Origin of the sequence: Arthrobacter sp. SO3 (assembly GCF_020532825.1) — a bacterium.
GTDB lineage: Bacteria > Actinomycetota > Actinomycetes > Actinomycetales > Micrococcaceae > Arthrobacter.
Genome location: NZ_MQTS01000003.1, coordinates 1 through 26664, shown reverse-complemented (window position 1 = coordinate 26664; position 26664 = coordinate 1). Strand labels below are relative to the sequence as shown.

At 65.7% G+C, this 26664-nt stretch carries 24 protein-coding genes and 1 pseudogene; 11 read left to right on the top strand and 14 right to left on the bottom strand.

Features of this window, described 5'->3' with window-relative positions:
- On the bottom strand, positions 1–1338 hold a 1338-nt coding region (locus tag BJQ90_RS00355), incomplete at its 3' end, for an ABC transporter substrate-binding protein (protein ID WP_226758330.1).
- Between the two features lie 110 nt (positions 1339–1448).
- The gene (locus tag BJQ90_RS00350) at positions 1449–2480 is read right to left on the bottom strand and encodes a LacI family DNA-binding transcriptional regulator (protein ID WP_226758329.1); all 1032 of its coding nucleotides are present in this window, start codon (positions 2478–2480) and stop codon (positions 1449–1451) included.
- Positions 2481–3102: 622 nt separating this feature from the next.
- On the opposite strand from BJQ90_RS00350, the gene BJQ90_RS00345 reads away from it, so the two are divergent.
- Positions 3103–3342 carry a 4-hydroxythreonine-4-phosphate dehydrogenase PdxA gene (locus tag BJQ90_RS00345; protein WP_226758328.1) on the top strand — a complete coding sequence of 80 codons (240 nt, stop codon included), beginning with the start codon at positions 3103–3105 and terminating at the stop codon, positions 3340–3342.
- A 608-nt stretch (positions 3343–3950) separates the two neighbouring features.
- Positions 3951–5480, top strand: coding sequence for a reverse transcriptase domain-containing protein (locus tag BJQ90_RS00340; RefSeq protein ID WP_226758327.1), 1530 nt, complete (start codon positions 3951–3953; stop codon positions 5478–5480).
- 217 nt (positions 5481–5697) lie between these two features.
- On the opposite strand, the gene BJQ90_RS00335 is transcribed toward BJQ90_RS00340, so the two are convergent.
- From BJQ90_RS00335 to BJQ90_RS00315, 5 genes are all read right to left on the bottom strand, one after another.
- A complete protein-coding gene (locus BJQ90_RS00335) occupies positions 5698–6681 on the bottom strand; it encodes a flavin-containing monooxygenase (protein WP_413463615.1) in 984 nt (327 codons plus the stop codon).
- A 2-nt stretch (positions 6682–6683) separates the two neighbouring features.
- Positions 6684–7085: a TfoX/Sxy family protein gene (locus tag BJQ90_RS00330; RefSeq protein ID WP_226758326.1), complete on the bottom strand. Its 402-nt coding sequence runs from the start codon at positions 7083–7085 to the stop codon at positions 6684–6686.
- 129 nt (positions 7086–7214) lie between these two features.
- Positions 7215–8504, bottom strand: a complete 1290-nt coding sequence (locus BJQ90_RS00325) for an ArgE/DapE family deacylase (RefSeq protein WP_226758325.1) — start codon at positions 8502–8504, stop codon at positions 7215–7217.
- 109 nt (positions 8505–8613) lie between these two features.
- Positions 8614–9945, bottom strand: a complete 1332-nt coding sequence (locus tag BJQ90_RS00320; protein ID WP_226758324.1) for an MFS transporter — start codon at positions 9943–9945, stop codon at positions 8614–8616.
- Between the two features lie 170 nt (positions 9946–10115).
- Positions 10116–11309, bottom strand: a complete 1194-nt coding sequence (locus BJQ90_RS00315; protein WP_226758323.1) for a helix-turn-helix domain-containing protein — start codon at positions 11307–11309, stop codon at positions 10116–10118.
- A gap of 158 nt (positions 11310–11467) precedes the next feature.
- On the opposite strand from BJQ90_RS00315, the gene BJQ90_RS00310 reads away from it, so the two are divergent.
- Entirely contained in the window at positions 11468–13162 is a 1695-nt protein-coding gene (locus tag BJQ90_RS00310; RefSeq protein WP_226758322.1) for an amidohydrolase, read from the top strand.
- Positions 13159–14412, top strand: coding sequence for a M20 family metallo-hydrolase (locus BJQ90_RS00305; protein ID WP_226758321.1), 1254 nt, complete (start codon positions 13159–13161; stop codon positions 14410–14412). Before BJQ90_RS00310 ends, BJQ90_RS00305 begins: the two co-directional genes overlap by 4 nt.
- A gap of 148 nt (positions 14413–14560) precedes the next feature.
- On the opposite strand, the gene BJQ90_RS00300 is transcribed toward BJQ90_RS00305, so the two are convergent.
- Both BJQ90_RS00300 and BJQ90_RS00295 read right to left on the bottom strand, forming a co-directional pair.
- On the bottom strand, positions 14561–15628 hold the full coding sequence (locus BJQ90_RS00300) for a tellurite resistance/C4-dicarboxylate transporter family protein (protein ID WP_226758320.1): 1068 nt from the start codon (positions 15626–15628) through the stop codon (positions 14561–14563).
- 117 nt (positions 15629–15745) lie between these two features.
- On the bottom strand, positions 15746–16132 hold the full coding sequence (locus BJQ90_RS00295; protein ID WP_226758319.1) for a TfoX/Sxy family protein: 387 nt from the start codon (positions 16130–16132) through the stop codon (positions 15746–15748).
- A gap of 184 nt (positions 16133–16316) precedes the next feature.
- On the opposite strand from BJQ90_RS00295, the gene BJQ90_RS00290 reads away from it, so the two are divergent.
- Positions 16317–17525: an acyltransferase family protein gene (locus tag BJQ90_RS00290; protein WP_226758318.1), complete on the top strand. Its 1209-nt coding sequence runs from the start codon at positions 16317–16319 to the stop codon at positions 17523–17525.
- 105 nt (positions 17526–17630) lie between these two features.
- On the top strand, positions 17631–18233 hold the full coding sequence (locus BJQ90_RS00285) for a hypothetical protein (RefSeq protein WP_226758317.1): 603 nt from the start codon (positions 17631–17633) through the stop codon (positions 18231–18233).
- Between the two features lie 126 nt (positions 18234–18359).
- Here BJQ90_RS00285 and BJQ90_RS00280 read toward each other — a convergent pair.
- Positions 18360–18695: pseudogene (locus BJQ90_RS00280) on the bottom strand (VOC family protein); the annotation flags it as partial.
- Positions 18696–18705: 10 nt separating this feature from the next.
- Positions 18706–19143, bottom strand: coding sequence for a helix-turn-helix transcriptional regulator (locus BJQ90_RS00275; protein WP_226758315.1), 438 nt, complete (start codon positions 19141–19143; stop codon positions 18706–18708).
- Between the two features lie 258 nt (positions 19144–19401).
- Here BJQ90_RS00275 and BJQ90_RS00270 point away from each other — a divergent pair, with 258 nt between their 5' ends.
- Positions 19402–19605, top strand: a complete 204-nt coding sequence (locus BJQ90_RS00270) for a cold-shock protein (RefSeq protein WP_024365339.1) — start codon at positions 19402–19404, stop codon at positions 19603–19605.
- 238 nt (positions 19606–19843) lie between these two features.
- Here BJQ90_RS00270 and BJQ90_RS00265 read toward each other — a convergent pair whose 3' ends face one another.
- Together BJQ90_RS00265 and BJQ90_RS00260 are read right to left on the bottom strand one after the other, a co-directional pair.
- A complete protein-coding gene (locus tag BJQ90_RS00265; protein ID WP_226758314.1) occupies positions 19844–20194 on the bottom strand; it encodes a DUF6176 family protein in 351 nt (116 codons plus the stop codon).
- Positions 20195–20323: 129 nt separating this feature from the next.
- On the bottom strand, positions 20324–22144 hold the full coding sequence (locus tag BJQ90_RS00260; RefSeq protein WP_226758313.1) for an SARP family transcriptional regulator: 1821 nt from the start codon (positions 22142–22144) through the stop codon (positions 20324–20326).
- Positions 22145–22273: 129 nt separating this feature from the next.
- On the opposite strand from BJQ90_RS00260, the gene BJQ90_RS00255 reads away from it, so the two are divergent.
- Positions 22274–22468 carry a hypothetical protein gene (locus BJQ90_RS00255; protein ID WP_226758312.1) on the top strand — a complete coding sequence of 65 codons (195 nt, stop codon included), beginning with the start codon at positions 22274–22276 and terminating at the stop codon, positions 22466–22468.
- A gap of 334 nt (positions 22469–22802) precedes the next feature.
- On the opposite strand, the gene BJQ90_RS00250 is transcribed toward BJQ90_RS00255, so the two are convergent.
- The gene (locus tag BJQ90_RS00250; protein ID WP_226758311.1) at positions 22803–23696 is read right to left on the bottom strand and encodes a glucose 1-dehydrogenase; all 894 of its coding nucleotides are present in this window, start codon (positions 23694–23696) and stop codon (positions 22803–22805) included.
- 205 nt (positions 23697–23901) lie between these two features.
- Between BJQ90_RS00250 and BJQ90_RS00245 the strand changes: the two genes are divergently transcribed.
- The 3 genes from BJQ90_RS00245 (at position 23902) to BJQ90_RS00235 (ending at position 26495) form a co-directional block, all read left to right on the top strand.
- Positions 23902–25155: a plasmid pRiA4b ORF-3 family protein gene (locus BJQ90_RS00245; protein WP_226758310.1), complete on the top strand. Its 1254-nt coding sequence runs from the start codon at positions 23902–23904 to the stop codon at positions 25153–25155.
- Positions 25156–25323: 168 nt separating this feature from the next.
- Positions 25324–25665, top strand: coding sequence for a YciI family protein (locus BJQ90_RS00240; RefSeq protein WP_226758309.1), 342 nt, complete (start codon positions 25324–25326; stop codon positions 25663–25665).
- 89 nt (positions 25666–25754) lie between these two features.
- Positions 25755–26495, top strand: a complete 741-nt coding sequence (locus BJQ90_RS00235; protein WP_226758308.1) for an SDR family oxidoreductase — start codon at positions 25755–25757, stop codon at positions 26493–26495.
- Positions 26496–26664 lie beyond the last annotated feature (169 nt).

Genomic DNA, 26664 nt, shown 5'->3' with positions numbered 1-26664 from the left:
AGATGTGTATAAGAGACAGTACTTGGACAGCTCGGTGAGCTTGGCCTGCATGTCGTTCAGGGCCGTGTCCGTGTCCTTGGCACCGGTGATGGCCGCGTAGGCCTCTTCCTGGATCGCCTTGGTGGTGGCGCCGTACTGGACCACCTTGGGCCGGGGCTGGGCGTTGTTCAGCGAGGTCAGCAGGGTGGGGAAGAACGGGCGCTTGGCGACGACGGCGGGATCCTCGAAGAGGGACGCGTACACCGGGGCGCGGGAGGACAGTTCCAGGCGCTTCTGGGCCTGCTCCTCGCTGGTGAAGAACTTGACGAACTCCAGGGCCGTGGCCTTGTTCGGGGTGAACGGGGAGATGGCCAGGCTGCGGCCGCCCAGGGTGGAGACGCCGGGGCCGTCGGTGCCGGGGATGGAGGTGATGTCGAACTTGCCGGCCACCTGGCTGGAGCCGTCCGTGGCGCTCAGGGAGGCGTGCAGGAAGGGCCAGTTGCGCATGAAAACGAGCTTGCCGTCCTGGAACGCGCGGCGGCCCTGCTCCTCGAGGTAGGTGATGGCGTCGGACGGGAACATTCCGTCCTTGAAGCCGTCCACCAGCAGGTTCAGGCCTTCCTTGGCCTCGGGGGTGTTGACGGTGGGCTTGCCCTCGGCGTCGACGATCGAGCCGCCGGCGGAGGCCACGGCCTCGGAGAAGTTGACCGTGAGGGCCTCGTTCTTGTCGAACTGTCCCGTGTAGCAGGACATGCCGGCAGCTTCCGGGAGCGCCAGGATGGCCTCGCAGGCGGTCTTCATCTCGTCCCAGGTCTTGGGCGGGGCGGCGATGCCGGCGGCCTTCAGCAGGTCGGAGCGGAAGTAGAACAGGGCGCCGTCGGTGTAGTACGGCGCGCCCACCAGGGAGTCCCGGTACGTCGCGGCGTTGACCGTGGCGGGGATCATCTTGTCGGTGGGGACAGCGTCTTCCGGCAGGGGCAGGATCCACTTGTTGGCGGCGAACTCGGAGGTCCAGACGACGTCAAGGTTCAGCACGCTGAAGGTGTCCGACTTGATCTGCGCGTTCTGGATGAGCTGCTGGCGCTGCTGGTCCGCGGAGTCCGGCAGTTCGATGAACGTGACCTTCTCCTCCGGGTGGGCGGCGTTCCACTCCTCGATGCTCTTGTTCGCGGCACCGGAGGCGTCGCGGTTGGAGACGTAGTTGATGGGGCCCTTGCCCTCGAAGGACGCGGCGGCGGCCTTCGGGGTGCTCTTCGCTTCCGTGGCGGTCCCGCCGCAGCCGGTGAGGGCGACGGCGGCGACGGTCAGGGATGCGGTGGTGGCGAGAAGAGTCTGCCAGGTGCGGCGGCGCTGCCTCATGTGTTGCTCCTTGTTGAGTGGGGTGATGCGGATGGTGTGGTGCGTGCTTGACTCCGGCTCCGGGCGCGCGGAGGCGCGGCGGGGCCGTGGGTGGGGAAAATTTGTGGGGGTTAGCTGGCGGATTCCCGGGTGCCGGCTGGGGTGGCCTGTGGCTGGGCGGCATGTGTTGGATTCGGCGGCGCAGTGGAGCCGCGCTCCACCAGCCGGTGCGGCATGATCTTCGGCCCCAGGTCGCGGGAGCGGAGCAGCTTCTTGACCGCCATCCGCCCCATCTCCTCAAGCGGCTGCGCCATGGTGCTCAGCGGCGGGTTCACGTGCCGGGAAGTGGAGGTGTTGTCGAAGCCCAGGACGGAGACGTCCTCCGGCAACCGGAGCCCGCGCCGCTGCAGTTCATTGACGACGGCGGCGCCCATCTCGTCGCTGACCGCGAAGATCGCCGTGAGGCCGGGATCCTGCTGGAGCAGTTCGTCGACGCCGGGGGCGCCGCTTTCGTAGAAGAAGGTCCCGGTGGCGGTGACGGGTGTGCATTTGGCCTCGGCCATGGCGCGGAGGTAGCCGCGCTTCCGGGGCTGGGCCACGAAGACGGACGCCGAGTCCCCGGTGAGGAGGCCGATGCGGCGGTGGCCGAGCTGCAGCAGGTGACGGGTCGCGTCGTAGGCTGCCTGCTCGTCGTCGATGGCCACGCTGGGCGAGCCGGACTTGTCGCTGATGGCGACGGAGATGATGGGGACGTTCGGTCCCAGCAGCTGCCGCGTCTCCGGCGTGATCACCGCGGAGATGAGGATGACGCCGGCGGCCCGGTAGGTGCGCAGGGTCCGGAGGTAGCCGGCGATGTACGCGGACTTGGCGCCGGTGCGGCCCAGCATCACGGCGTAGCCGCGCTCCTGGGCTTCCTCCTCGACGCCCTGCATGACCTGGGAGGCGAGGGCGTCGGACACCATAGGAGCGAGGAGCCCGATCACAGAGGTCTGCCGGGTCTTGAGGCCGCGGGCGAGGTAATCCGTTTCGTAAGAGAGGCTCTTGACCGCGGTCTCGACGCGTTCGCGGGTTTCGTCCGAGTAGCCCACCAGGCCGTTGACCACCCGGGAAACAGTGGCGGGGGAGACGCCGGCGTGCTCGGCGACGTCGCGGATGGTGACCACTGCTCCTCCTCCCTGAGGGTGTCTTTGGTGTCTGCTGTAGGCGTTACGTAATCGGTTTCGGAAAACGGTTTACGTAAACGGTTTCGTTAGGTGCAGGTTCAACAGTAAGGGGTGGGTTCGGGATCGCATTGCGTTTCGTAAACGGCATATCCGGGCTTTTGGATGCGACTGAGTGGACAACCAACTCTGTTTCCGGGCCCCGGTAGTCCACCGGCTTCGATTTTGGGGGTCCGCTGCAGATATCACCCCAGGGGACTCGCGACACGTCGCCATTGCATTGGGGCCGTTGCATTAGGGTTGAACCATGAACGATGATTCCGCGACGGACAAACGTGCCCAATCCTCGGAGCCGTTCCCAGAGCCTTATCCTGAGCCGACAGGCTTCGGGCCACTGGACTCGGACAACGCAAGGGAATGGCGCAAGGACAAGGCGAAGTGGGAGCGAGAGCACGGCGCCACTCGCTGAGGCAAATATCTGCATTGAGTCATGGGGCTCCGTCCCAGCGGGGTGTGGAGCGGACCGTACGCCGCGGCCGCAGCGCCATGCCGTGCGCAGGAATCGTCACCCAAGGGCCGGCGTTTGCACCATTAACCGCAGGCGGGGAAGAACGGCCTCGTCGGCTTGGGAGCGGAACTGGAGAAGATCATCCCGGCCGTCAAAGAGCTTCAGGCCTACGAAATCAAGGCCATCGGACCGCTCCCGGTCGACACAACGTTCTTCCTGGCCGGCCGCGGCGATTACGACCTGATCGGGGTTTCCTGCGCGGGGCCGCGGAGATGTCGCCGACTCCGGTGCTCCAGACGTAGGGGCTTCCACACGAACGCGGGCGCCACTCGCGGTGGACCGAAGTCTTCTGGTTGATCCAACGGCAACTATTGACGCCGATCTCGGCCTTGCGCCTGGTGTTCGGGCACCGGATGTATCGCCGGTGCCGGTGGCGGTGGCCCGGCTAAGGGAGGGTTTCCTGACATTCCGGAAGCGCCGGCCACCGCAATGTCAACCAGATGGCGAAGGCCGCAACGAAGGAATTATGGAAAGCACAAGTAGCTGCCATTCCTCCTTGCTAACCGCGGACGTATCGCAAGAAGCCGTGGCAGCGGCCGGAGCTCCCGCTAACGGGCGTTGGTATTTAATCTGCGCGGCTTACTAAGCTGTCAACACACGGGACGCCGCTAGAAGCCCACCCCAAACCATCGGTTGACCAAGTTGTGGTGAGAGGCCTACGTCAGCACGCGCAACAAGTACGGGACGAAATGTTCGGTCCGTTCAAACACTCGGGGTATCATTTCACTGGGTTCCAAGAGGAACTAGGCTACCTGCCGTTTGTAAGCGGACTATGTTTGATCATCACCAATTACTTGAGGAGTGCTGCGCGAGCAGCTCTCCTGCGTGAAGCTCATTTTATGCATGGTAGGTCGGCCGATGATGGGGCCCGCGAAGGCGGGCCCCATCATCTTTAAGGAGTTACAGTGTGGCGAGAGCTTGATAAAGCGATTCTTGATAGTGCTACTAAACAAATTCGTGACTTTGAAAGATACCGCAGAAATGTGGAGGATGAGAATGCGCGCAGGATGCGCAGAAGCCACAACCCGCCGCCGCTTCTTGAGGTAGTCCGCCCCTCCCGATGGGACGAGAGCCCAGCTTTCAATCCCTACATGGTTCGAAAACGCCGCGCGAGTATTGCCCACTCGATAACTAAGAAACTGAAGAGCGGGACTTACACCCCGCATAAGCCTGCGTCTTTTAGCGTTCCAAAGCCTTCGGGCGGCGAACGTCAGGTCCATGCCTATGCCATCGCCGATGAAGTGATATCCAGACGTCTATACAAGTCGCTGATGCGGAAGAATACAGCGAAATTGAGTTCGCATTCGTTTGCCTATAGAAATGATCGAACCCCACACGATGCTATTTCGCATATTCACAATGATATCAAAAACGAACAGCGTCTTTTCATTGCCGAATTTGACTTCAGTAGGTTTTTTGATCTCATATCTCATGATTATGTATGGCGGATTTTTTCTAGCTTAGGAATCATTGCGTCGCCGATGGAAGAATCCCTGATAAAAACATTCCTCGCTCATCCGCCGTCCTCCGCAGATGATTTGGGTCGTGGAAAGCACAGAGATGTGGGCCTCCCGCAAGGCACGTCGATCAGCCTCTTCCTGGCAAATATGGCAGCGACCCCTATTGATCGCTCACTGGAGAGGCTGGGAGTCGGTTTTGCGCGGTACGCGGATGACACGCTCATTTGGAGCGACAGCTATGAAAAGATATGCACTGCTTCCCACATATTACAGCAGGCAGCACATGAGATTGGGTCGCCGATCAATTTCGAAAAAAGCCCTGGTATCAGGATTCTGTCGAAGCCCGAAGCGCGATATTCTGAAATTGAAGAAACCAAATCGGTTAACTATTTGGGACACACGCTTGGGCTGAACTCCATTCGAATGCGGGCGACAGCAGTCGATCGAATAAAAAAGCGAGTTCAGGCCCTGATATACACAAACTTGCTGATGGAGCCGCTTCGGGACAATCAAAAAGCCAGCGCGATTACTTCTAATGATCGCGACTATGTTACATATGTCTGGCAACTTCGGCGCTACCTTTACGGACCTTTGAGCGAGAATGATGTCCGTCGCTTCCAACACGGGGCCGTTCCTGCTATGTCGTTTCAGGGCGTCATGTCCTTCTTCCCCCTTGTTGATCACGATAAGGACCTCATTGAGCTCGACGTTTGGATAGCAACGCAAACGTGGCTCGCGCTCAAGAGGCGCCAACAGCTTCTTTCATCACGTGTAGCACGAGTACCGCGGACCTGGGGGCTCAGTCGGTCGCAACTTATCCAACTCAAAGTTGTGTCAGGAACGACTGGGGACGAGATCGATCTACGACTTCCAAGCCTTAGGAGAATTGCTGGCGTCATCCGCTTGGCTGTTAATACTCATGGACTTGCCTCTGTGTCAGACGGCTCAGACCTCTATCTCTACGAGTCAGACTAGGCTACGGTGTTCCAGCTGCTGGTCATCGTGTTATTCGTGGCGGTCCATCAGCAATGGGGGCTGGACGTCCGGCACTGATGGTGTGGCTAGCACGCAACCGTTTTCGATGATACCTCTTTCATCGCCACCATCGCCGCTGGCGGGGCCATCGCCGCATACGCGCTCCGAGGGTTCGACGCCGTCACCACCCTCACCGAGGAATGCTATGGCCGGAGCCTCAGATGCGCACCACGCACAGCGCGTTGTTCGGCTGCAGCCAGTGTCCTGAGCTAGCGGTCCGGCGGGCAACCGCACCGGGCCGAGGCGAAGCGCGACGGGGATCGCGAAGTTCGCGTTTCGCCGTTCCCTCAAACCGGCCGTGCAGCCGGACGCCCCGGCGGCCGAGGTCCCGCAGGCGGATGCTGTGGCCGCCGCCGTTGCCGGAGATCAGCGGGTTGCACGTAAAGCGCGCGGCGGGGGAGGGGAGCTGTTCCGTCTGGAGGCCGTTGATGCCGTACTCGGGGCCGTGGAGGTTGACCTGCAGAATCCAGTGGAAGACGTCCTGGCCGCGGTACCGCCGCGGGGCCTCGGGACAGGCCGAGACGGAGAGGTGGACTTCCCGGCCGGCGTCGAGCAGGTCCTCGGTGATCTGGCCGCCGGACTGTCCGGTGCCCACCACCAGCACGGCGCCGTCCGGGAGCTGCTGGGGGTTGCGGTAGTCGTGGCTGTGCAGCTTGCGGATGTGCCCTGGCAGGGTGGCGGCAGCCGGCGGGATCCGCGGGACGTGGAAGGCGCCGTTGGCGAGGACCACGTTCCGTGCCTGCCAGCGGCCTTGATTGGTGTCCACGGCGAAGCCGCCGTTGACCGGGAAGCCGCCATGTGCGGCGCTGACGCGGGTCACCTCGGTGCCGAGCAGGACCGGCGCCGCGATCCTCGCGGCGTAGTCGCGGAAGAGTCCGATCACCTCGTCCCGGGGGAGGAAGGCGTCCGGCTCGGGGCCGTTGTAGGTCAGCCCCGGCAGCAGGAAGGAAAAGTTAGGGGTGTTCAGGTAAAACGTATCCCAGCGGTCCTGCCAGGCGCCGCCGAGTGCGTCCCGCCGTTCCAGGAGCTGGTGCTCCACGCCGTGCCGGGTCAGCCAGTAGCTCGTGGCCGGGCCGGCCTGCCCCGCGCCGATCACCAGAGTGTCGACCACGTGGTCTGAGCCTGCGGCGGGGGAGGGCATGGCTACTTCTTCGCGGCCTTCGCCTTCGGAGCCTTGGGGGCCTTGGGAGTCTTGGGCGGGAGTCCGGCCACATGTTCGAACGCCTTCTCCACCCATGCCCGGGCCCGCGCCTTGTCGCCGTCGCCCTCGCCCTCGCCGTTCCAGACCTCCGGCAAGCCGGTGTATCCGCCCATGGGGCGCTCGGCGGGCCCGAACGGTACCGTCCGCTCTGTGCTGTCGAGCAGTTCCTTGTCCGCCGCTGACAGCTTCACCCCTATGGTGGGGCCGAACAGGCCGGCGAACATGTTCCCGTTCACGAACGCCCCCAGATTTCCGAACATGGGCCTGATAACCACCTCGGGGTGGTCCGGCAGCACCGAGCGGAAGTACTCCTTGTCGGCATCGGATGCTTTGGGCATGTCCATCGGTACCTCCGGAAGCTGCGGGTGTGGAACAGTTCCTTTTGCAGGATATGCCCGCGGCCGGGTTCGGTACAGACGGTGCCAGACCGGGCACTGGACGAGCCCCGGCCCCGCGCGGACAGAGCCCGCGGTTTAGCCTTCCGCAGCCGCAGGCTGCTCCTTGAGTCCGCACCAGTCGGCGATGAATAGGGCAATGCTCTTGGTGATCCGGCGGACGGACTCGACCGAGACCCGCTCGTCGAAGCCGTGGATCGACTTCGACACCGGGCCGTACACCAGCGCGGGAGTGTCGGCGTAGAGGGCGAAGACCCGGCCGTCGAGGTAGCCCGGGGTGGTAAAGCTCTCCAGCTCGCCGCCGAAGACCTGTTGGTGGGTGCGGCCCAGCAGGATTTCGGCGTCACTGCCCGGTTCCAGTACGTATCCCTCGGCGAAGAACCCGGTTTTGACGCCGACAGCCTTGATGGGTTCCGGGCCGGTGCCCAGCTGCGCGAGGCACTCCTGGAGTTCAGCCCAGGCGTCCTCAGCCGCGATGCCCGGATAGATGGCCGCCCGCACGTCGAACTCGCACCACGCCGGAACGCTGGAGGGCCAGTCCCCGCCGGCGATCCCGCCGAAGTTGAAGTTAATCGGGTGCTCCAGGTCTTCGAAGTGGCGGTGCTGTCCCCGGTCCGCGTTCCACTTCTCCTCCACTTCGCGCAGCGCGGTCATCGCCGTGTATGCGGCGTCGATCGCGTTGAAGCCGGTGCCCATCTCGCGCGGGTGGGTGGGGTTGCCGGTGACCCTGACCTTGAACCAGAGCACGCCCACGTTGGCGCGGACCAGCATGTCCTCTTCCGGTTCGGGAATGATCACCGCGTCGGCCTGGTAGCCGCGCATCAGGGCGGACAGGGAACCGTTGCCCGTGCATTCCTCCTCGACGACGGACTGGAAGTGAATGCGGCCGGCCGGCTCGAATCCGGCGGCGCGCACGGCGTCGAACGCGAAGAGGTTCGCCGCGAGCCCCGCCTTCATGTCGCCGGCGCCGCGGCCGTACATCCACCCGTCGATGACGGGGGCGTCCCAGGGGTAGCGGGACCAGTCCTCGGACGGGCCCTCGGGCACGACGTCGATATGACCGTTGAGGATCAGGGACCGGCCGCGCTCGGCGCCCGGGCGGTACGTGCCCACCACGTTGGTCATCCCGTCATAGGACACCGTCACCGGCCCGAAGCCCTCGTGGGCGGCCAACTCCTTCGCGTCCAGCTCCCAGCGGTCCATGTCCAGGCCCCGCCCGGACATGGCGCCGTACATCAGGTCCTGGGCGCTGCCCTCCCGGGTCCGCAGCGACGGGTGCTTGACCAGGTCCTGGGTGAAGGACAGCTGCGCGTCGAAGCCGGCGTCGACGGCGTCCAGGATGCGACGGGTTTGGTCGTCACTGAGCATGTTCGTCTCCTAACGAAAGGGGGGAGCCGTCCGGCGGACGGCTCCCCGTTTTGGGTGGTTGAGCATTCGATGGGATTGCGGCGGAAGTTCTGGTCCGGAGCGGTCCGCCTTAGCTGCTGGCGACGAGTTCCTTGTCCTGGACCCGGAGGCGCTCGCCGAAGAACCCGCCCACGGCGGTGAGCAGCGAGATGATCGCCAGGATCAGGGCGGCGCCCCACGACTGGTTGCCGGAGATGCCCAGCATGGCGGTGGCCAGCAGGGGCATGAATCCGCTGGTTGCGCCGGCAATGTTGTACCCGAGTGCCACGCCGGAATAGCGCAGCTTCGCCGGGAACAATTCGGTCAGCAGAGCGCCGTTGACGGCGTAGGCCACTGCAATGAGCATGATGCCGATGGTGATGGCCAGCGTGATCATGAGCGGGGATTTGGTGTCGATCATCGCGAAGAGGGGGAAAGCCGTGATGGCGCTGACGATGCCGCCCCACATGGTGACCTTGCCCGGGCCGATCTTCTCGGCCAGCCGGCCCATTAGGAAGGTGACACCGATCTGCGCCACGGCGGCAATCAGCGTCGCGTTGACCATGACGTTCCGGTCCACCTTCAGGGTGTTGGCGCCGTAGCTCACCACGAAGGTAGTGATCATGTAGAAACCGCCGACGCCAAGCAGGGCGGCGAGGACTGCCACCAGCAGGCGGCCGCCGGCGTGGCGGAACACGTCCAGGGCCGGGACCTTGGAGGTTTCTCCCTGGGCGAGCAGGTCCTTGAAGATGGGGGATTCCTCCACCTTCAGGCGGATCCAGAGCGCGATGCCCAGCATCGGGAAGGCCAACAGGAACGGGATACGCCAGCCCCAGGCATCAAAGGCTTCGGACGGGAAAAGCAGCACCAGAGAGAAGGCGCCGGAGGCCAATAGCGTCGCGACCGGCGACCCGAGCTGGACCATTGCCGCGTACCGGCCGCGCTTTTCCGCCGGAGCATGTTCCACGGCCATGGTCACGGCGCCACCCCACTCGCCGCCGACGGCCAGGCCCTGGACCAGACGCAGTACGGCGAGCATGATTGGCGCGGCCAATCCGATGTTGCCGAAGTCGGGCAGCAGGCCGATGAGGGCGGTGGCTGCGCCGATCATGACGATGGTGATCAGCAGCGCCGGCCGGCGGCCGTAACGGTCGCCGATGTAGCCGAAGATGACGGCGCCGATTGGACGGGCGGCGAAGCCGACGCCGAATGTGGCGAAGGATGCCAGCAGGGCCGCGGTGGGGTCCATATTGGTGAAGAAGAGCCGGTTGAAAACCAGGGCCGCGGCGGTGCCGAAGAGGTAGTAGTCGTACCACTCCAGTGCTGTTCCGACGAAGGCGGCGCGGGCAATTTTTCCCGCGTCCTTGCCGGAGATGACCGGAGGAGCACCTGTGGCGGGGGAGATCGAATTTGAGGTCGTCACTGCGTGGGCCCTTTCGAGCGGGGTGGAGTTGTTCATCTCGGGTCCCGCGGCAGTCGGAAGGCGATGGCCTGCGCAGCTGCGGTGGTTATTCGAGACTATGCGAGTGATAAAGCCCTGAACAATGACAATATCCACCCAGTTTTCGCCCGCGGGTTGGGCATTTTCACAAACTAATCATCGGGGTCCCTGTAGTTGCTGAGGGCGACGAGTGCCCTCGCGGCCTCTGCCGGCACTGTGAGGTCCAGGCCGATGACCTCGTGCAGGCTATGCAGGCGGTTCACCACGGTATTGCGGTGGCAGAACAGCTCTTCCGACGTTTCCTTGATGGATCCGGTACGGCCGTAGCTGCGTGCCACTTGCAGCAGGCGCTGGCGCTCAAGCGGCGTGCACTTGTCCAGTGCCTGCCGTAGCGGGGCGGAAAAGTCCGGGAATTTCTGCTCCAGGAGACCGCCGGCGATTCCCATCCAGGTGTCCTCCATCGTCGCGAGTCCCGCGCCGCGGCGCTTGTGCTGCGCCAGCACAAGCGCCGAGGCGGCGGCCGCGGGGACGGCAGCCAGCCCCTCGACGCCGGGGACATATCCGGCCGCGAAGGGCGGCCCTTCCTGGGACCAGGTCCGCCCCTTGCGCTGTTCGCGGAAGAGGTACAGCACGCCGGCGTTCTCGTAGGCATAGGTGCGGTGGTCGGACTCGACCTGCCGCTGGGCCTGCGCCACGGCCTCCGATGTAACCGCCAGTACTTCGAAGGTCCCGGCGGCCTGCACGCCGAGGGCCGCGGCAAGGTCCTGGACATCGCCGGGCGCGCCCAGTTCCGCGTTGAAGAGCCGGGACAGCAGCCGCTGACGGTAGAGCTGCTTGTTGCGGGCCAGCCGCGCCTCTTCCTCCGCATACGCCTGCTGGATGCTGCTCACATAGCCTTCGACGGCGTCGAGGACCCGGTCCATGTTGGCCACCAGGACGCCGATTCCTTTGTCCCGCGCGACCCGCTCCAGCCCCTTCCAGAGGACACGGAAGTCGTTGCGGATCGCTTCGAGGAACGCATCCAGGGGGACCCCCTGGCGGGCCCGGCGCGCTGCCACCTCGCGGGGAAGGGCCCGTAGATCAGGGGGAAGCTCCAACCCCGCCATCTGAAACAGGAACATGTCCATGGTGTCGGCAGCGGTCTGGTAGATGTCTTCCTTGGGGACCAGTGCTTCACCGTAGGAAATGGCGGAGAACCGTTCGAGAAAGTCTTTGACCAGCTGGTCGCGGTCCTTCCAGAGGCATTCCAGAAGCTCGGTCCATTCTGGCTCCGCGTGCCGGCCCGGACGGAACTCCCGGGGAGGCGCCCCGGCGGAACGGGCAGTACTGCCGTCAGGTGATGTCATGTGCCGATTTTATGCAAAAGCCTAAATTTCAGCCATGAAGCGGCGTTGGATGTCCATTGAAGGCAGCAATATTACAGAGTTGAATTGGACCGGGAGCTCCACTCCCAGGCCCAACCCGGCACCTCAGAACGGTCCGGGAACCACATCAAAGAGGATTTATGCCCGTCGATCTGCTGATCCGCAACGCCCACATACTGACCCAGGACGCATCCCGCCCCGCAGCGACAAGCTTGCTCATCCACGACGGCAAGATCCTTGACGTGGACCCGGACCCAGAATTCGCCCGCCATGCCGTCCGGACCATCGACGCTGCCGGAACCACGATTGTTCCCGGGTTCAATGACGTCCATGCGCACAGCGTGTGGTTCGGCCTCGGGCTGATGGAGGCCAGCCTGGGGGCAGTGGCCAGCCTGGACGAGGTGTACCGGATCATCGCCGGGGCCGCGGCCGGGCTGGCCGAGGGTGAATGGGTGGTGGCGTCCGGATACAGCCCGCTGCTGATCGGGGGGCAGCAACCGGACCGCGACCGCCTGGATGCAGCCGCCGGGGGTCGCCCGGTGTGGATCAAACACTCATCGGGCCACGCATGCACGCTCAATGGCGTGGCGTTGGACCTTGTTGCCGCCAACGCAGACCTCACCGCCCCGATCGACGGCGGCGCCGTCGTCGTGGGTGACGACGGCACACCCACAGGGCTGCTGGAGGAAAACGCCATGCGCCTGGTGCAGGACATCCTGCTTCCCTACCCGCTGGAGACCATCGAACGAGCACTGGACCTGGCCACGTCGCACTACCTCTCCGAAGGCATCACGAGCGTCACCGATGCCGGCATCGCCGGCGGCTGGATCGGCTACTCGCCCCGCGAATTCGCGGCCTACCAGAACGCGGCTGACAAAGGCCTGCTCAGCGTCAGAATGCAGCCGATGATGGTCATCGACTCCCTCCACGACGTGCCCGGCCACGCGGACGACCGGGCCTTCGCAGGTCTCGACGCCGGAATCCGCACCGGGCTGGGGGATGACTGGCTCCGCCTGGGCCCGGTGAAGATCTTCAGTGACGGCTCGCTCCTGGGCAGTACGGCCTACATGACCGAGGATTATGTCGGCTGCTCCCACAACCACGGCTATCTCCAAATGGACGCAGACAAGCTGCGTGAATCGGCGCTTGGCGCGTACCGGGCAGGGTGGGCGATTGCGATGCACGCCATCGGTGACCACGCCATTGACCATGCGATTGACATCATCACCGAGGCGCAGGAAGACTACGGTCCCAATTCACAGCCCAACCGGATCGAGCATGGCGGCGTGGTCCGCCCTGACCAGCTGGAACGGATTGCCACGGCCGGCATCGTGCTGGTCCCACAGCCGCATTTCATCACCGAATTCGGCGACGGTATGGCCCGGCTCCTGGGGCCGAAGCGCACGGCGTGGTCCTATCCGGCGAAGACCCTGCTGAACCGCGGCGTGGTGCTGCCGGGAAGCTCGGACCGTCCCGTCTCCAACGGCCGGCCGCTGGATGTCATGCAGTCCTTCGTGGAGCGGCTGACCCCGTCCGGAGAGGTCTACGGCCCGGAGGAAAGGATCACGGCGGCCGAGGCGCTGGCTGCCTACACCACGGGTTCAGCCGCCGCCACAGGAACCGGCCACGTCAAGGGGCGTCTGGCGCCGGGCTACCTGGCGGACATGGTGTTCCTCGACCAGGACCCGACCGCCGTCGGCCCCTCAGCGATCGGGGCCACCCGCGTCCTGGCCACCATGGTGGGCGGCCAGATCCGTTTCGGCGAAGAAAATCTCCCGTCGCGGGTTCGCGGCAAAGACCTTGAGGCAGCACTGACAGGGAAGGAAACCCCATGAGCACCACACACGAGCAGTTCCTCGCGGATTTCGCGACGATGTCCAGCTTCGGCGCGACGCCCGGCGGCGGCGTGGAACGGCAGGCCGGCACGGCAGCCGACCATGCCACCCGGACGTGGTTCAGCCAGTGGCTGGCACAGCACGGCTACACCGAAACGGTGGACGAGGCAGGCAATCAGTTCGGCATCATGGAACTGGTGCCCGGTGCCCCGTACGTGCTGGTCGGTTCGCACTTGGACTCCCAGCCGTTGGCCGGCCGCTACGACGGGGCCTACGGTGTGCTCGCCGCGGCACACGCGGGCACCCGCATTGCGGCGGAGGCCCGGGCCGGGAAACTGGACCCCATCTACAATCTGGCCGTCGTGAACTGGTTCAACGAGGAAGGCAGCCGCTTCGCACCCAGCATGATGGGAAGTGGGGTCTTCACCGGGAAGCTGGAGCTGGACGTCGCCCTTGCGACGGCCGATCCGGCGGGCACGACCGTAGCCGAAGCCCTGGCCGCAGGGCACCGCGCCGCGGACGGGAGGGCACCTGTCCTCGCCCAGGTGGCCCGCTACGCCGAAATCCACATCGAGCAGGGCCGGGACCTGGAGGAGAGCGGCACCCACGTGGGGATCGTGGACCGCACCTGGGCCGCCAGCAAGTACCGCGTGACCGTGGACGGAGCCCAGTCCCACACCGGCGCGACCCGCATGGGGGACCGCCGTGACGCCCTCTACGGTGCCGCACTGGTCATCGCCGCCGCCCGCGAACTGACCGCGGAATTTGAACCCGGATTACTGCACACCTCGGTATCCGAGCTGCTCGTCCTGCCGAACTCGCCGGTGACGATCGCGCGGCAAGTGCTGATGAACCTGGACCTCCGCTCCCCGGACGAGTCCGTGCTGGCCCTCGCCATGGAGCGGCTGGGCAAGAGGATTATCGACGCCGAGCACGATTCCCGCACGGACATCCGCCTCGACCTCACACACAACTGGGGGGTGTTGTCCTACCAGCCCAGCGGAGTGGCGCTGGGCAAAGCCAGCGCGGACGGCCTGGGCTATACCCACAAGGAGGTCATGACCGTCGCCGGGCACGATTCGACCAATATGAAAGATGTGATTCCGACCGTGATGCTCTTCGTCCCCAGTGTGGAGGGCATCTCACACAACGAGGCCGAATACACCCGCGACGAGGACGCACTGCGCGGCGTAGAGCTGCTCACCGACGTCACGCGGCGGCTCGTCCGCGGCGAATTGGAAGAGAACTGACAACGCCGCTGCCGAGACGGCTGCCGCCGTTCTGGAGACCTCGTCGAGCAGGGCTTTCGATGCCCTCATCAACCCAATGACTCTGCGGTGAAGGTGCTGGTGCATCCTTAGGAGGCAGGCCGGCGAGAGTGCCGCGTCACCTCTGGCGTCACCGCGCCGGGCGCACGAGCGTTGCCCACAGGTGCCACAGCATCGCGGCGAGAGTGACGAGGAATGCGGCGACAGCCAGCCACAGCTCCGTGCGGCCAATCAGCGCCACCAGGGGAAGATGGTCAGCGCGCCCCAGATAAATCCCGGCCACGGCGTACATGCCCAGGGGGAAGATGACGCTCCAGAGGCCGGGTTCGTAGGACAGGGGCACGCGGTGGATCACGTGCCGCCACCATCCGGCTGCGAGGAGGACCGGGAAGAGCCACGAGGCGAAGGCCCAGAACACGACGGAGGAACCGGCCACCAGCCCCCGCGTCGCATCCACCATCGGCGCGCCGGCCATTTCGACGATCCGCGCGCCGGCGAGGACACTGATCGCCATGGCGCCCATGGCCACGAAGTACGGCGGGCGCAGGTCCTCGGCCCGGATGGGGTAGGTCATGAGCTGCAGCGAGACGAAGATCCCCACTGCGGCGTACAGGATGAGCCCCACCGACCAGGCGACGACGGCGACCAGCGCCAGCGCCGCACGCCGGTCCGGCCCGGCGAGGGGTTCCAGCGACGCCGCCGCGACCGCCACGGACTGGCTGGCCACGCACCAGATGAACCAGCTGCCGTTGGCGTCCTTCAGCACGGGGCGCTCGTCCCGGCCCAGCACGGCGGTCCACGGCACAACGTAGCCAAGCACCACCCAGGCGAGTACCGCGACGGCCAAAAGCGCCGCCGTCGTACCGGGCCACCCCGCCATCCCCAGGCGCACGCCGAGCACATTCGTTCCGGCGATGAAGGTGAAGAATCCGAACGCCCGGCCGGGATCCAGGAAGTCGCGGCGCATGTCGGCGCGGAACCTGGCCAGCCGCACCAGGCTGAGAACCAGGATCACGGCGTAGGAGACCGCACAGACCACCAGGAGTGCGGCTGAGAGTGCGTCGAAGCCTTCGAGCTCGAGACCCACCGAGATGATCCCGCTGGCCATAGTGAGGGCGAAGTACCCCGGCGTGAGGGTCTGCACCGCTTGTGAGACGCGGGAGCCGAGGGGGTTGCGCTTCACAGGGGCAGCGGTCATGGCACCCAGCTTAGGACTTGCTGAGTCCATCGATGCCTTGGGGTGCCCCCGTCTGATTCCTGCCGCCAGCGGCTCGTCCTTGCCCGGCGTTGCCCGATCCCGCCCGTCGTCGGGCGCCTAGTTCTTCGCCGGGCGCGCCTTGGCGGCCTTTGGCTCCTTCGGCGGCAGTGAAGCCACATGGGAGTAGGCCTTGGCCACCCACACTTGTGCTCGCGCCACGTCGCCGTCGCCTTCGGCGTTCCAGACTTCCGGCAGGCCGACGTAACCGCCCATCGGCCGCTCCTCTGGTCCAAGCGGAACGGTCTGCTCAGACGCCTCCAGCTCGGCCCGGTCGGCTTCGGAAAGCCGAACGCCGATGATCGGGCCGAAAAGACCTGCGAACATGTTCCCGTTGACGAAGGCACCGAGATTGCCGAACATCGGCTTCACGACGATGCCAGGCTCGGCCGGCATGGCGGCGCGGAACCGTTCCTTGTCTGCCTCCGACGCCTTGGGCATCTGCATCGTCTACTTCTTCCGGTCGCATGTGGCCGATATGGGGGGCTTTGATGAGCCTATTGTGTTCCGCGCATCCGATCCAAGGTTCCTGCAGGCGGGTTCTCCGAAGGCCTCTGGATTCCTCCCGATAGCCGACTGAAGAGTGGCCCGGAACCCGAGCCTAATGTAACGAACTGGTAACATAGGGTCAATGCGCTCTAACTCTGGTCAAACAAGAGTCACGCAGCTGGATGGCCTCAGGGGGCTCGCCGCCCTGGTGGTTGTCGCCTGCCATGTCCTCTCCACACTCCCCGGAATCGGGAGCGTCGTTGAGGGCGACCGCTCCGCTGGGCTCACCACGGCGGGGGAGTGGGCGGTGTTCTCGCCGCTGCACGTCCTCTGGAACGGCACTCCGGCTGTCCACGTCTTTTTTGTGCTCTCCGGCTTCGTCCTGGTCCTGCCGTTCACCCGGCCGGGGGCGGCCGGGAAGTGGGCACAGTACTACTCCAAGCGTTTTTTCCGGCTCTACCTGCCGGCGTGGGCGTCCCTGGCGCTGGCGGTTGCGTTGATGACCATCATTCCCCGCTCGGCGTCGCCGCTGCAGAGCCCCTGGGCGGACATGTACGTCACCAACCCCAGCGTGGCCCAGGTTCTCAAAGACGGGTTGCTGCTGCTGAACGCGAGCACCATCAACACCCCGCTGTGGTCCCTCAAATGGGAAGTCCTGTTCTCCCTCCTGCTCCCGGTCTACGTCGTCATCGCCGTCCGCTGGCGGCGCGTCTGGTACGTGAAAATTGGCCTGGCCCTGCTGCTGGCCGTGGTGGGAGCCGTGCAGCACGTGGACTGGCTGACCTATCTCCCGATCTTCCTCATCGGGGCCTTGCTGGGCGCCGAACGAGAGCGGATCCGTGAACGGACCCAGTCCTGGCCCCGCTTCGTCTGGCTCTTTGTGGCCGCCGCGGGACTGTTCCTGGCCAACGCGGAATGGATCAGCCCCGAGCAGCCGATCCGCGGCGTCGAGGCCGTTGTCACGGCGGGCGCGACGCTGATCGTCCTGCTGTTCGTGTCCTGCCGCTCGGCCAAGAGGCTCGGTGATACTGCCATCGCGCAATGGCTGGGACGCGTGTCCTTCAGCCTCTACCTGGTGCACCTCCCGATCATCCTGGCCGGCGTGACCTTGCTGCGATCCGTCTCGCTTCCGCTGGCGCTCGCCGTCTCCGTGGCCGCCGCATTCGTGATCGCCGGGCTTTTCTACCGCTATGTGGAACAGCCCGCCCACCGGCTCTCGATGGCCGTGGGGCGCGCGGTGGGGCGCCGGAGCCGCAGCGACGCACACGTGGACGGTTCGGCCATCCCACAGCAGGCAGAAGTGACTTCGCCTTCAGTGGCCCCGGAATATGCTGGTTCCCGCTCCCGGTAGCCGCCTCCGTCAATACTTGCCGCGTCATGCCCGGGGGTGACTGGGATAGGCTCGCCTGCGACCGGAACAAGCATTGACTCCAACTGAAGGCGGCAGGGAATTCCCTTGGATCTACTGGGTGGCATGGGCCGCGACGAACTCCGCACCTTTTCGTGGGTTGCTGCCGTTGTCTTCGCCCTTGCGGTCGGCGTCTGGCGACCGCGCAGCCTTCACTGGACTGCGCTGGGTTCCGTCATGCTCTTCGCGGCCCTCAATACGGGTGCCGGGGTCTACGTCCTGAACCATTTCGGTGATTCGCGCTGGTCAGCAGGGGGAGAACCGCCACTGAGCGCTCCCTCGTTTTCCGGAACGCCTGTCGTCGGGCAGTTTCTGGGCCCCCTGGACTCCGCTCTGAACGGAGTGGTCGGCGGGGTGAACGAGTTCCTGGCATTCAAGCAGGCACTTCCCGTAGCGCTGGACTTCCTCGCCGCCTCCGGCTGGGCCCTGCTGGTGTCGTTCCCGCTTGCCGTTCTCGCCGCCGGCCTCAGCTTCGCCGCGGCCAGGCGCCGAAAGGCAGACTTTGAAAGATACCGTGCCACCGTTGACCTGCTCAAGGATGAGCTTGAGCAGGTCAAGCGGCAGATCTCGTCAGGGCATTTCGTCGACGCGGCACTCCCTGCAGCGGACGAGTTCCCCGATGTGCGGCCCGGACTGATGCGCAGAGCTTGATTCAGGCCGGTGCGGGGGGCGTCCCAAGCTGCCCGGCTACGTGGTTCGCGTCTTCGTTCCTCAGGCCTGGTTGAAGCGGACCATGTTCCCGGACGGGTCACGGAACGCGCAATCGCGCGGGCCTCAGGGCTGGGTGATGGGTTCCTGGAGGACCTCCGCGCCGGAGGCCCGGACCGCCTCGAATGTGGCGTCGAGATCGTCCGTGCGGAACACCAGGATCGGGAGGGCACCCTTGACGAGCAACTGCTGGAGGGCGTCGCCGTCGTCCTGGGAGCGGCCGGCGTGCGGAACGGAGAGCACCAGCTCCAGATCCGCCTGGGCCTTGCTGCCGAGGGTGACCCAGCGCTGCCCGTCGGAGCCGACGTCGTTGCGCACTTCCAGGCCGAGCGCGTCCCGGTAGAAGGAGAGCGACTCGTCGAGGTCGTTGACAGTAATTTGGGAGTACTGCAGTGAAATGTTCATGTCTCCCACGCTATTGCTGCGCTCGCGGGGGCGCTTCTTCAATCCTGCTCGGTTTGCGGGCGGGCCGCGTGCGCAGCCGGGCAATGCAGGGCGGCATGGCCTTGACCGCGTGGTGCTGCCGGGACCGGTACTCACTCGGCGGCATGCCGACGATCTCGGTGAACCGTGAACTGAACGATCCCAGCGAGGTGCAGCCGACCTCCATGCAGGCATCCGTGACGCTGGCGCCGGCCCGCAGCAGCGCCATGGCGCGTTCGATCCGCCGGGTCATGAGGTAGGTGTAGGGCGTCTCGCCGTAGGCCGCCTTGAACTGGCGGGAGAAGTGCGCGGGGGACATGAGGGCACCGGCGGCCATGGTGGGCACATCGAGCGGCCGGGCGTAGTCCCGGTCGATCAGGTCCCGGGCCCGGCGGAGGTGTGCCAGGTTGGCCAGCTCCTGTGGTGTCATGCGGCCATTCTAGATCCGCTGACGTCCCGGCGGAGGGACCCGAATGAGGCGTCGGGGGCACCGCCCAAACCCCGGTGGTAAAGCGCTCCAGAAATCTGCTGTATTGTTGATCCTGTTGTTGTGTTTATGCAGTTCGTAGTTCAGGCAGTACGCAAGGTTGCAAGACCTTGTTCTTCTGAAGCAGCGGTTTTGAGCACCCCACACAGGAGGACCCGAAAGTCGGGACTTTTCCTCCACCTTCACGAAGGACAAAAAATAATGGCTACTGGTACCGTCAAATGGTTTAACGCTGAAAAGGGCTTCGGCTTCATTTCCCCCGATGACTCCTCACAGGACGTCTTCGCACACTACTCCGCGATCGCCTCTTCCGGCTTCCGCTCCCTCGAAGAGAACCAGAAGGTCTCCTTCGAAACCGAGCAGGGCCCCAAGGGTCCCCAGGCCGTAAACATCCAGGCTCTCTAAGACTTAGCTTTCAGCTAACTCTTCTGAGTCCGGAACCTTACAGGTTTCGAGCAGGGTCCGTCTTTGACGGGCCCTGCTTTTGTTTAACCTGGATGTGCTGCCGGGGCCCACGTTGCGCCGCAACGTATAGCGCCGCGACGAATTGTGGCCCACGATGCGCGGAATTCCTGTCGCTACCGGAATTCGGACGCGTCAGGAAATGCGCGCGTCGTGGACCGGTTTGCGCACCCTAAGGCGCTCAGCCGTCGGCGCGGTAGTCGAAGAACAGCGTCGCCGGGATTGGCCCCTGCAGCATCTCGGCCGTCAGCCCGTGCACGCTGACCAGATGCTCCCGGAACCAGACATCGTAGGGATCGTCCGAGGCGGCGAGCGTCTGGAACGTCTTGGCCAGATCCTCGGCCTCATGGAACAGGCAGACAAAATCCCCCTGCGGGGTCTGCACGAGGCTGGCGACCTCCCGCGTGACGCCCATGCGCTTCCTCGAGCGGGCATGTTCCTCCCGGCGCGGGCCGTTCATCTCCGCGTCGAGCGCCTTCCACTCGTCCAGTTTCCCGGGCAAAATCGGCGCGAACCACGTAATGCATTCCATGACAGATTTCCTTCCACGCAGTAGTGAGCACGGTGGTAATCCCATCGGTACAGCTGAATGGTAGTCCCGCGGCCGACGGCGGGACAGGGCTTCCGGAAACGGCTCCGGACCTGCTCGACCGCCGCCAGCTCACAGGGTGACGCCGTGGCGCCGGGCCAGGAACGCGGTCAGCGCGGGGTTGTCGATCTCCTTCGCCAGCCAGGGCACGGACAGCGCTGCGGCCTCGTCGCCGAGCACCGCCCGGTGCGACTGCGCCCGGACCACAAACTCCCGCATCCCGCTGCGGCTGGCCAGTGCGCCCAGCCGGTCCACGAACCGTAAGGCCCGCGGCGAGCCCGTGGCGATGGTGACTTCCGCCGCGGCATCCAGCAGCCGGGCCGTGTACCAGAGGTACCAGGGGCTGGGTTCGAGGCCCCGGTCGATCCAGTGCTCGGCGGCGGCGAGGTCGCCGTGCGCCAGGAACAGCCGGGCTTCCGCGCCCGCCGCCAGAGCCATGTAGCAGTGGTCGCCGGCGAGGTCGGCCATCACCCAGGACCGGTCAATCAGGGCAGCGGCATCCTCAAGCCGGCCGGCGCCCAGGTAGGTTTCGCCGCGGACTCCGGCGACAAACGGCTCGAACGCCGTCCAGTGTTCTTCCGCAATCCACTCCAGCGCCCGGTCCAGGGACGCGGCCGCCAGTTTCAGGTCCCCGCGGATCAGGTGCACGCGCCCCAGCAATGCCTCGCTGAAGGCCTGCTGCCGGCGGTTCCGAACGGCCCTGGCGAGGAGCCCGGATTCGGTGAAGGCAACCACCGCGTCCCCGTAGTGCGCGGTGTCCGAGGCCAGCATGCCCTGGATCGCGAGGATCCGGGCCTGCTCGTCGGGGATTCCCTGCGCCGCCTGCATCGCCCGTTCCAGCCATCCGGCCGCCCGGTCCGGGACGCCGCGCTGGACGGACAGGTACCCCAGCTCCCGGAAGGCCGCGGCGGCCGTCCGGGAGACGCCGTCGGGCGCTTCCGCCGACAGCGCGCGGTGCAGGAAATCGGCGACCTCGGCGCCGCGGCCGCCGGCCTGGTGGATCAACGCCCCGGCGAGTGTCACCAGCGACTCGGCCACGAGGTGGCGGTCCGTGTTTGGTTGACCAGCGCGCTGGGCCAGGACGACGGCGAGCCGCAGCTGGTCGAGTCCGCGGTCGACGGCGCCCGCCGACAGGGAGGCGCTGCCGGCGTCGAGGTAGGACCGGACGGTGGCCGCGGTGGCGGGCATTCCGGGGTCGGCAGCCGGAGCCGAGCCGGACAGGGCCCGGCGGACCTCTGCCGGCAGCGGCAGGCCCAGCTCCCGGTGGTAGAGGTCCGCGCATTTGGTGACCTCTTCCCGGGCCCGCCGGTGTTCGCCCAGGGCCACGAGCGCTTTGACCAGGACGGCGGTGCAGTCGGCTTGGAAGGGATCCCGGCGCAGTGCCAGCGTGGCGAGTTCGACGGCGTCCGCCGGGGTGCCCGAGGCCAGGGCGGCCAGGGCCGCTTCATAGAGCAGTGACTGGACGCAGTTCTCGAGCCGGTACCGCTGGTCCGCGAGCCAGGAGTCAAAGACGGGGCTGTCCGGAAAGGAGAGTCCTTCCAGCAGTTGGCCGTTGAACTGCCGCGGGTCCAGGCCATTGCCAGTCGCGGAGCCGACAAGGTCCAGTGCATCGCAGCGCCAGGGCGGCAGGAGGGCCAGCCGCAGCGGGTCGCCGTCGATGGAAACGCCGGCCAGGGTCCGGCGCAGCTCGGACAGGTTCCAGCGCAGGGCGCCCAGCGGATCCGCGGCGTCCGGGAACAGCAGGGTGGCCGTGCGGGAACGGCTGATGCCGTCCGGCTGCAGGGCGAGGTAGGCCAGCACGGCCCAGGCTTTGCGGCCCTTGGGCTGTGGGGGAGTGGCGCCGGAGGACTCGATCGTTGGCGGACCGAGGAGCCGGATCCAGGTCTCGGCCATAGGAGTAATTTTACGCCGCTGGCCTCTCCGGCGTCCCGGGTATTCGGCCGCGGGGGATTCACACGGTTGCTCACACGGCGGCTGCCGACACTGGACTCATCCAATCCGCACTCCACCCGAGGAACCAAAATGGAACTGTTCGTAGTCCTGCTGTTCGGACTCGTAATCACCGCCGGCACTGCCACGGTCCGCGCCATGCTGAAGGACGGCCACGGCCACACCCCCGTGGTGAGGTCCACGGAGTCCTGGTACGCCGGCAACCTGCCCAGCGAACCCTACACGTCGGCCCTGACCTGGTACCGGCCGGGCGCCAAGGTCCAGTAACCGCTGGCTTGCTGATCCGATCGACGATTTTGGCCAGCGCAACCGCCCGGGCGGCGAACACTATCGGGGCGGCGAAGGTTTTGCGGGGCGGTGGGCCTACAGCTCACCGCCCCGCTACGTGCCTGCGGCGCTGGCCGAACCCGGCCTCCACCTGGGCCAGACGCGCCGGGAGGTTGTCGCTGAAGGCGAGGCCGATCCGGACCAGCGTCCTGGAGATACCGAACCGGTCAGCAAAGCGGGCCCATCCCCGGAGGCAGAAGGCCGTACCGGGAAAGGGCCCGCTCGAGTCAAATCCGCGCCGGAACCGGTCTGCAGACTGGACTGTGGAGCCGGACTACGGCGTCGGCATGCCGCCGTTGACGTTGAGGGTCTCACCGATCACGTAGCTGGATTCGGCCGAGGCGAGGAACACGTACGCCGGCGCCAGCTCGGCCGGCTGGCCGGCACGGCCCAGCGGCGTCTCCTTGCCGAACTCCGGCAGGTCCTCGGTCGGCTGCCCGCCGCTGGCCTGCAGTGGCGTCCAGATGGGGCCGGGCGCAACCGCGTTGACCCGGATGCCCTTGGGCGCGAGCTGCTGGGCCAGGCCCTTGGTGAAGTTGTTGATTGCACCCTTGGTGGAGGCGTAGTCCACCAGGGTGGCCGAGGGGCTGTAGGCCTGGATGGAGGTGGTGTTGATGATGCTCGACCCGGCCGGCAGGTGCGGCAGGGCCTCCTTGGTGAGCCAGAACATGGCATACACATTGGTCTTGTAGGTGTGGTCGAACTCGACGTCGGTGATGTCGCCGAGCGCTTCCTGCGCCACCTGCTTGCCGGCGTTGTTCACCAGGATGTCCAAACCGCCGAGTTCCCGTACCGCGGTCTCCACCAGTTGGCGGCACATGGCAGAGTCCTTGAGATCCCCGGGAACCTTGACGGCCTTGCGGCCGGCCTTTTCGATCAGGTTCGCGATCCGGGCAGCGTCCTCCTCCTCTTCCGGCAGGTAAGACATCACGACGTCGGCCCCCTCGCGGGCGAACGCTATGGCTGTGGCGGCGCCGATGCCGGAATCCGCTCCGGTCACGAGCGCCTTGCGGCCTTCAAGCCGGCCGGTGCCCCGGTAGGTGTCCTCGCCCAGGTCCGCCTTCGGCGTCAGCTCGGCATCCAGCCCGGGTTCCGGCTGGCTCTGCTTGGGCGGAGTGATGTTTTTGTACGCTGTCACCGGGTTCTTGAACGTGTACTGGTCAGTCATGATGCTCCTCCGGACGGTGGGTTCTCAGCTGGTGGTGTCGCAGCCGCTCCTGTCCCAGGGCGAGCGGCTTGCACACCACGCACATGCTAAGCATGCTTAGCATCCACCCTAACCAGTTCGACCGCCCTGGCGCAACGACAGCGCCGCCCCCGGCGGGCGCGGCTTAGCGGGCGTCAGTTGGGGTGCTTCTGGCAGGATTGCACCTATGCAACCCACCACCGTCCCCGCCTACGACCTCCGCGTCAGCATCCAGGGCTCCGAGCCCGAGATCTGGCGTCGCCTGCTGGTGCCGGAAACCATCACCGTCCCGGAACTGCACCGGGTGCTCCAGACGGCCTTCGGCTGGGAAAACCGCCACCTTTTTGGCATCCGGTGTGTGGACCGGCTCGGCCAGCCCCGCGTCATCATCGGCCCCGACGACGCGGCGGAGGAGATGGGCGACGAGCCCGCTTCCGGCGTCGTGCTCTTTGAACTACTGGACGCCCAGCAGACTGCCCCGGTGATATTCGAATACGAGTACGACTTTGGCGACGCCTGGACGCACCTCTTCGAGGGGATGGGGCCGGCCGAGCTGCCCGCCGGTGCCTTGCGCTGCATCGACGGCGCCAACCGCGGGCCGGTGGAGGACTCCGGCGGGATCTACGGCTATGCGCGCCTCATCAGAGCCTTGGCCGATCCCCTGGATGCGGAGCATCCGGAGCTCGCCGACTGGTACAAGTTCGCGACGGGCGAGGACGCCGGCACCTTCGAACCGGACGCGTTCGACGCCGCCGCGCTCAACGGCCGCCTGGACAAGCTGGCGAAACGGCTCTGGCCGGAGCCGCCCACGGACGAGGAGATCGACGCCGTCGTCCGTCCCGTGCAGTGGCTGCTGAACCAGGCGGGCACCGACGGACTGCAATTAACCCAGGACGGCTACCTCAAACCGGCCGTGGTCAACCTGGCCGTCCGCGAACTCGGCTGGGCCCACCGCTGGCCCGGAGCGGCGAACCGCGAAAGCCAGACCCTGCCCGTTCTGATGCTGCGGCAGCAGCTGCAGGCGTGGAAGCTGCTGCGGAAGAGCAAGGGCCGGCTGGTCCTGTCACCGGCCGGACGCAAGAAGCGCGACGGCGGCCGTCCCCTGTGGGACCACCTCGCCGAGGCGGTGGCCTTCCCGGCGGACCAGGCGACAGCCGTTGTCACCCGGATGGTGATCCACTGGCTGCTCGAGGGCTCCACACCGGATTGGGAACCGCGGCGACGCGTGGTTGCGGACACCCTGAACGCGTCGGGTTTCCGGGTGGAGGGCGGCAAACCTGTGCCCCTGGATGTTGCCCATGACCTCTATTCGGACGTGCGCTGGATGATGGACTGCCTGCAGCTGAAAGTCCCGGAGCGCACGTTTGGCGAAACAGCGAACCTGACCGACGGCGGACGGAAGTTCCTTCTACAGGTTCAAGGGCTGCTCGAAGGCCCGTAAAGGCCCCCGGGGGCCGGGGTGAGAGGTGCGGAGTGCAGCGTTTCGTGGCGCCATTCTGTGATCGTTAATGTCGCTCAACCTGGCGCCGGACCGCCGAGATCTTGCGCCGCACGATGGCATCGGCGAGGATGATGCGATCCCCCGTGCTGCGAAGAAGGAGTCGACGCGATGACCAAGTATCTGATCTCGTTTCCCAGTGCCGCCATGGTCTTCCCGGACGAAGACCTGCAGGCCGTTTCGGATGCAGCGCACGCGGTTGTTCAGGACTCGAAGGACGCCGGCGTCTGGGTATTCGGCGGCGGCATCGATGAGAGCATCCCGCCCGTCATGGTCGACGGCGACGGGACCGTACGCGAGGGCACCTACCCGCAGACGGCGCAGCTCGAAGGCGGCTACTCGGTGCTGGAGTTGCCCTCGTATGAGGCGGCCCTGGAGTGGGCCGCGAAGATCGCGGTCGCCTGCCGTTGCGCGCAGGAAGTGCGCGCTTTCCAGTACGACCCCGCCAGCTAGGTTGCCGCGACGGGGCCGTTGACGGGAGCAGCTGTGAGGTCTTTTCGAGGGGTCCTGGGCCGGTAAGACAGATGTCATAGGATCAGCGGATGACTGAGCCACGTCCCCTTGTCTTGATTACTGGTGTCGGCCGGCGTATCTCCATCGGCACGGAGATCGCCCGCCAGCTTGCCGCGGACGGGTGGGACATCGCCTTCGCGAACCACAGTCCAGAACGGGGATTTGTGGATGAGTTCACGCGCGAGCTGCAGGAACTTGGGGCGAGGACCTTCACCTCCGAGACCGATTTGGCAGACCCCTTGGTTCCCGAGACGTTGGTGCAGGCGGTCGCAGACCAGGTAGGGCCCGTGCGGGCACTGGTCGCCAGCCACGCCGAGTCCGTAGACAGCAGCATCCACGACACGTCCATCGAAAGCTTTGACCGTCATTTCGCAATCAACACCCGCGCCAACTGGCTCTTGATCAAGGCGTTCACGCAGCAGTACGCCTCGGCTCCTGGACTGGGCCGAATCGTGGCGCTGACGAGCGACCACACAACCCACAACCTTCCGTATGGGGCAAGCAAAGGCGCACTTGATCGAATTGTGATCGCGGCCGCAGGCGAACTTGGGCACCTTGGTATCACCGCGAACCTGGTCAACCCGGGTCCGGTCGACACCGGGTGGATCAGTCCGGAACTCGCGGAGACCCTGAGTAGTGAAACCGCGCTTGGCCGGCTCGGCACCCAACGAGACGCGGCGAACCTGGTGTCGTTCCTGCTCTCGGAGCGCGGGGGCTGGATAAATGGCCAGCTCCTGCATTCCAACGGCGGTTTCCACCTGCCCGTCTGAGCCCGCGCAGAGCGAACCACACACAGACCACCGCCAACGAGCCGTCAAAACCACGGGTGTGAGCCAGTACACAGCAGCCCGACCTCGCCGAAAGGGGCCGCGGCAGGCCGTGCGTCCGTCCGTTTTCGGTGTGGTGGCGGGGTTTTTGGGCTGTCTCTTATACACATCT

Coding starts and splice junctions, on each gene's coding strand:
- BJQ90_RS00335 (WP_413463615.1), bottom strand. CDS start 6,681: ATGCCCTCCCCCGCCGCAGGCTCAGACCACGTGGTCGACACTCTGGTG.
- BJQ90_RS00330 (WP_226758326.1), bottom strand. CDS start 7,085: ATGGACATGCCCAAAGCATCCGATGCCGACAAGGAGTACTTCCGCTCG.
- BJQ90_RS00325 (WP_226758325.1), bottom strand. CDS start 8,504: ATGCTCAGTGACGACCAAACCCGTCGCATCCTGGACGCCGTCGACGCC.
- BJQ90_RS00315 (WP_226758323.1), bottom strand. CDS start 11,309: ATGACATCACCTGACGGCAGTACTGCCCGTTCCGCCGGGGCGCCTCCC.
- BJQ90_RS00310 (WP_226758322.1), top strand. CDS start 11,468: ATGCCCGTCGATCTGCTGATCCGCAACGCCCACATACTGACCCAGGAC.
- BJQ90_RS00305 (WP_226758321.1), top strand. CDS start 13,159: ATGAGCACCACACACGAGCAGTTCCTCGCGGATTTCGCGACGATGTCC.
- BJQ90_RS00300 (WP_226758320.1), bottom strand. CDS start 15,628: ATGACCGCTGCCCCTGTGAAGCGCAACCCCCTCGGCTCCCGCGTCTCA.
- BJQ90_RS00295 (WP_226758319.1), bottom strand. CDS start 16,132: ATGCAGATGCCCAAGGCGTCGGAGGCAGACAAGGAACGGTTCCGCGCC.
- BJQ90_RS00290 (WP_226758318.1), top strand. CDS start 16,317: ATGCGCTCTAACTCTGGTCAAACAAGAGTCACGCAGCTGGATGGCCTC.
- BJQ90_RS00275 (WP_226758315.1), bottom strand. CDS start 19,143: ATGACACCACAGGAGCTGGCCAACCTGGCACACCTCCGCCGGGCCCGG.
- BJQ90_RS00270 (WP_024365339.1), top strand. CDS start 19,402: ATGGCTACTGGTACCGTCAAATGGTTTAACGCTGAAAAGGGCTTCGGC.
- BJQ90_RS00265 (WP_226758314.1), bottom strand. CDS start 20,194: ATGGAATGCATTACGTGGTTCGCGCCGATTTTGCCCGGGAAACTGGAC.
- BJQ90_RS00260 (WP_226758313.1), bottom strand. CDS start 22,144: ATGGCCGAGACCTGGATCCGGCTCCTCGGTCCGCCAACGATCGAGTCC.
- BJQ90_RS00255 (WP_226758312.1), top strand. CDS start 22,274: ATGGAACTGTTCGTAGTCCTGCTGTTCGGACTCGTAATCACCGCCGGC.
- BJQ90_RS00250 (WP_226758311.1), bottom strand. CDS start 23,696: ATGACTGACCAGTACACGTTCAAGAACCCGGTGACAGCGTACAAAAAC.
- BJQ90_RS00245 (WP_226758310.1), top strand. CDS start 23,902: ATGCAACCCACCACCGTCCCCGCCTACGACCTCCGCGTCAGCATCCAG.
- BJQ90_RS00240 (WP_226758309.1), top strand. CDS start 25,324: ATGACCAAGTATCTGATCTCGTTTCCCAGTGCCGCCATGGTCTTCCCG.
- BJQ90_RS00235 (WP_226758308.1), top strand. CDS start 25,755: ATGACTGAGCCACGTCCCCTTGTCTTGATTACTGGTGTCGGCCGGCGT.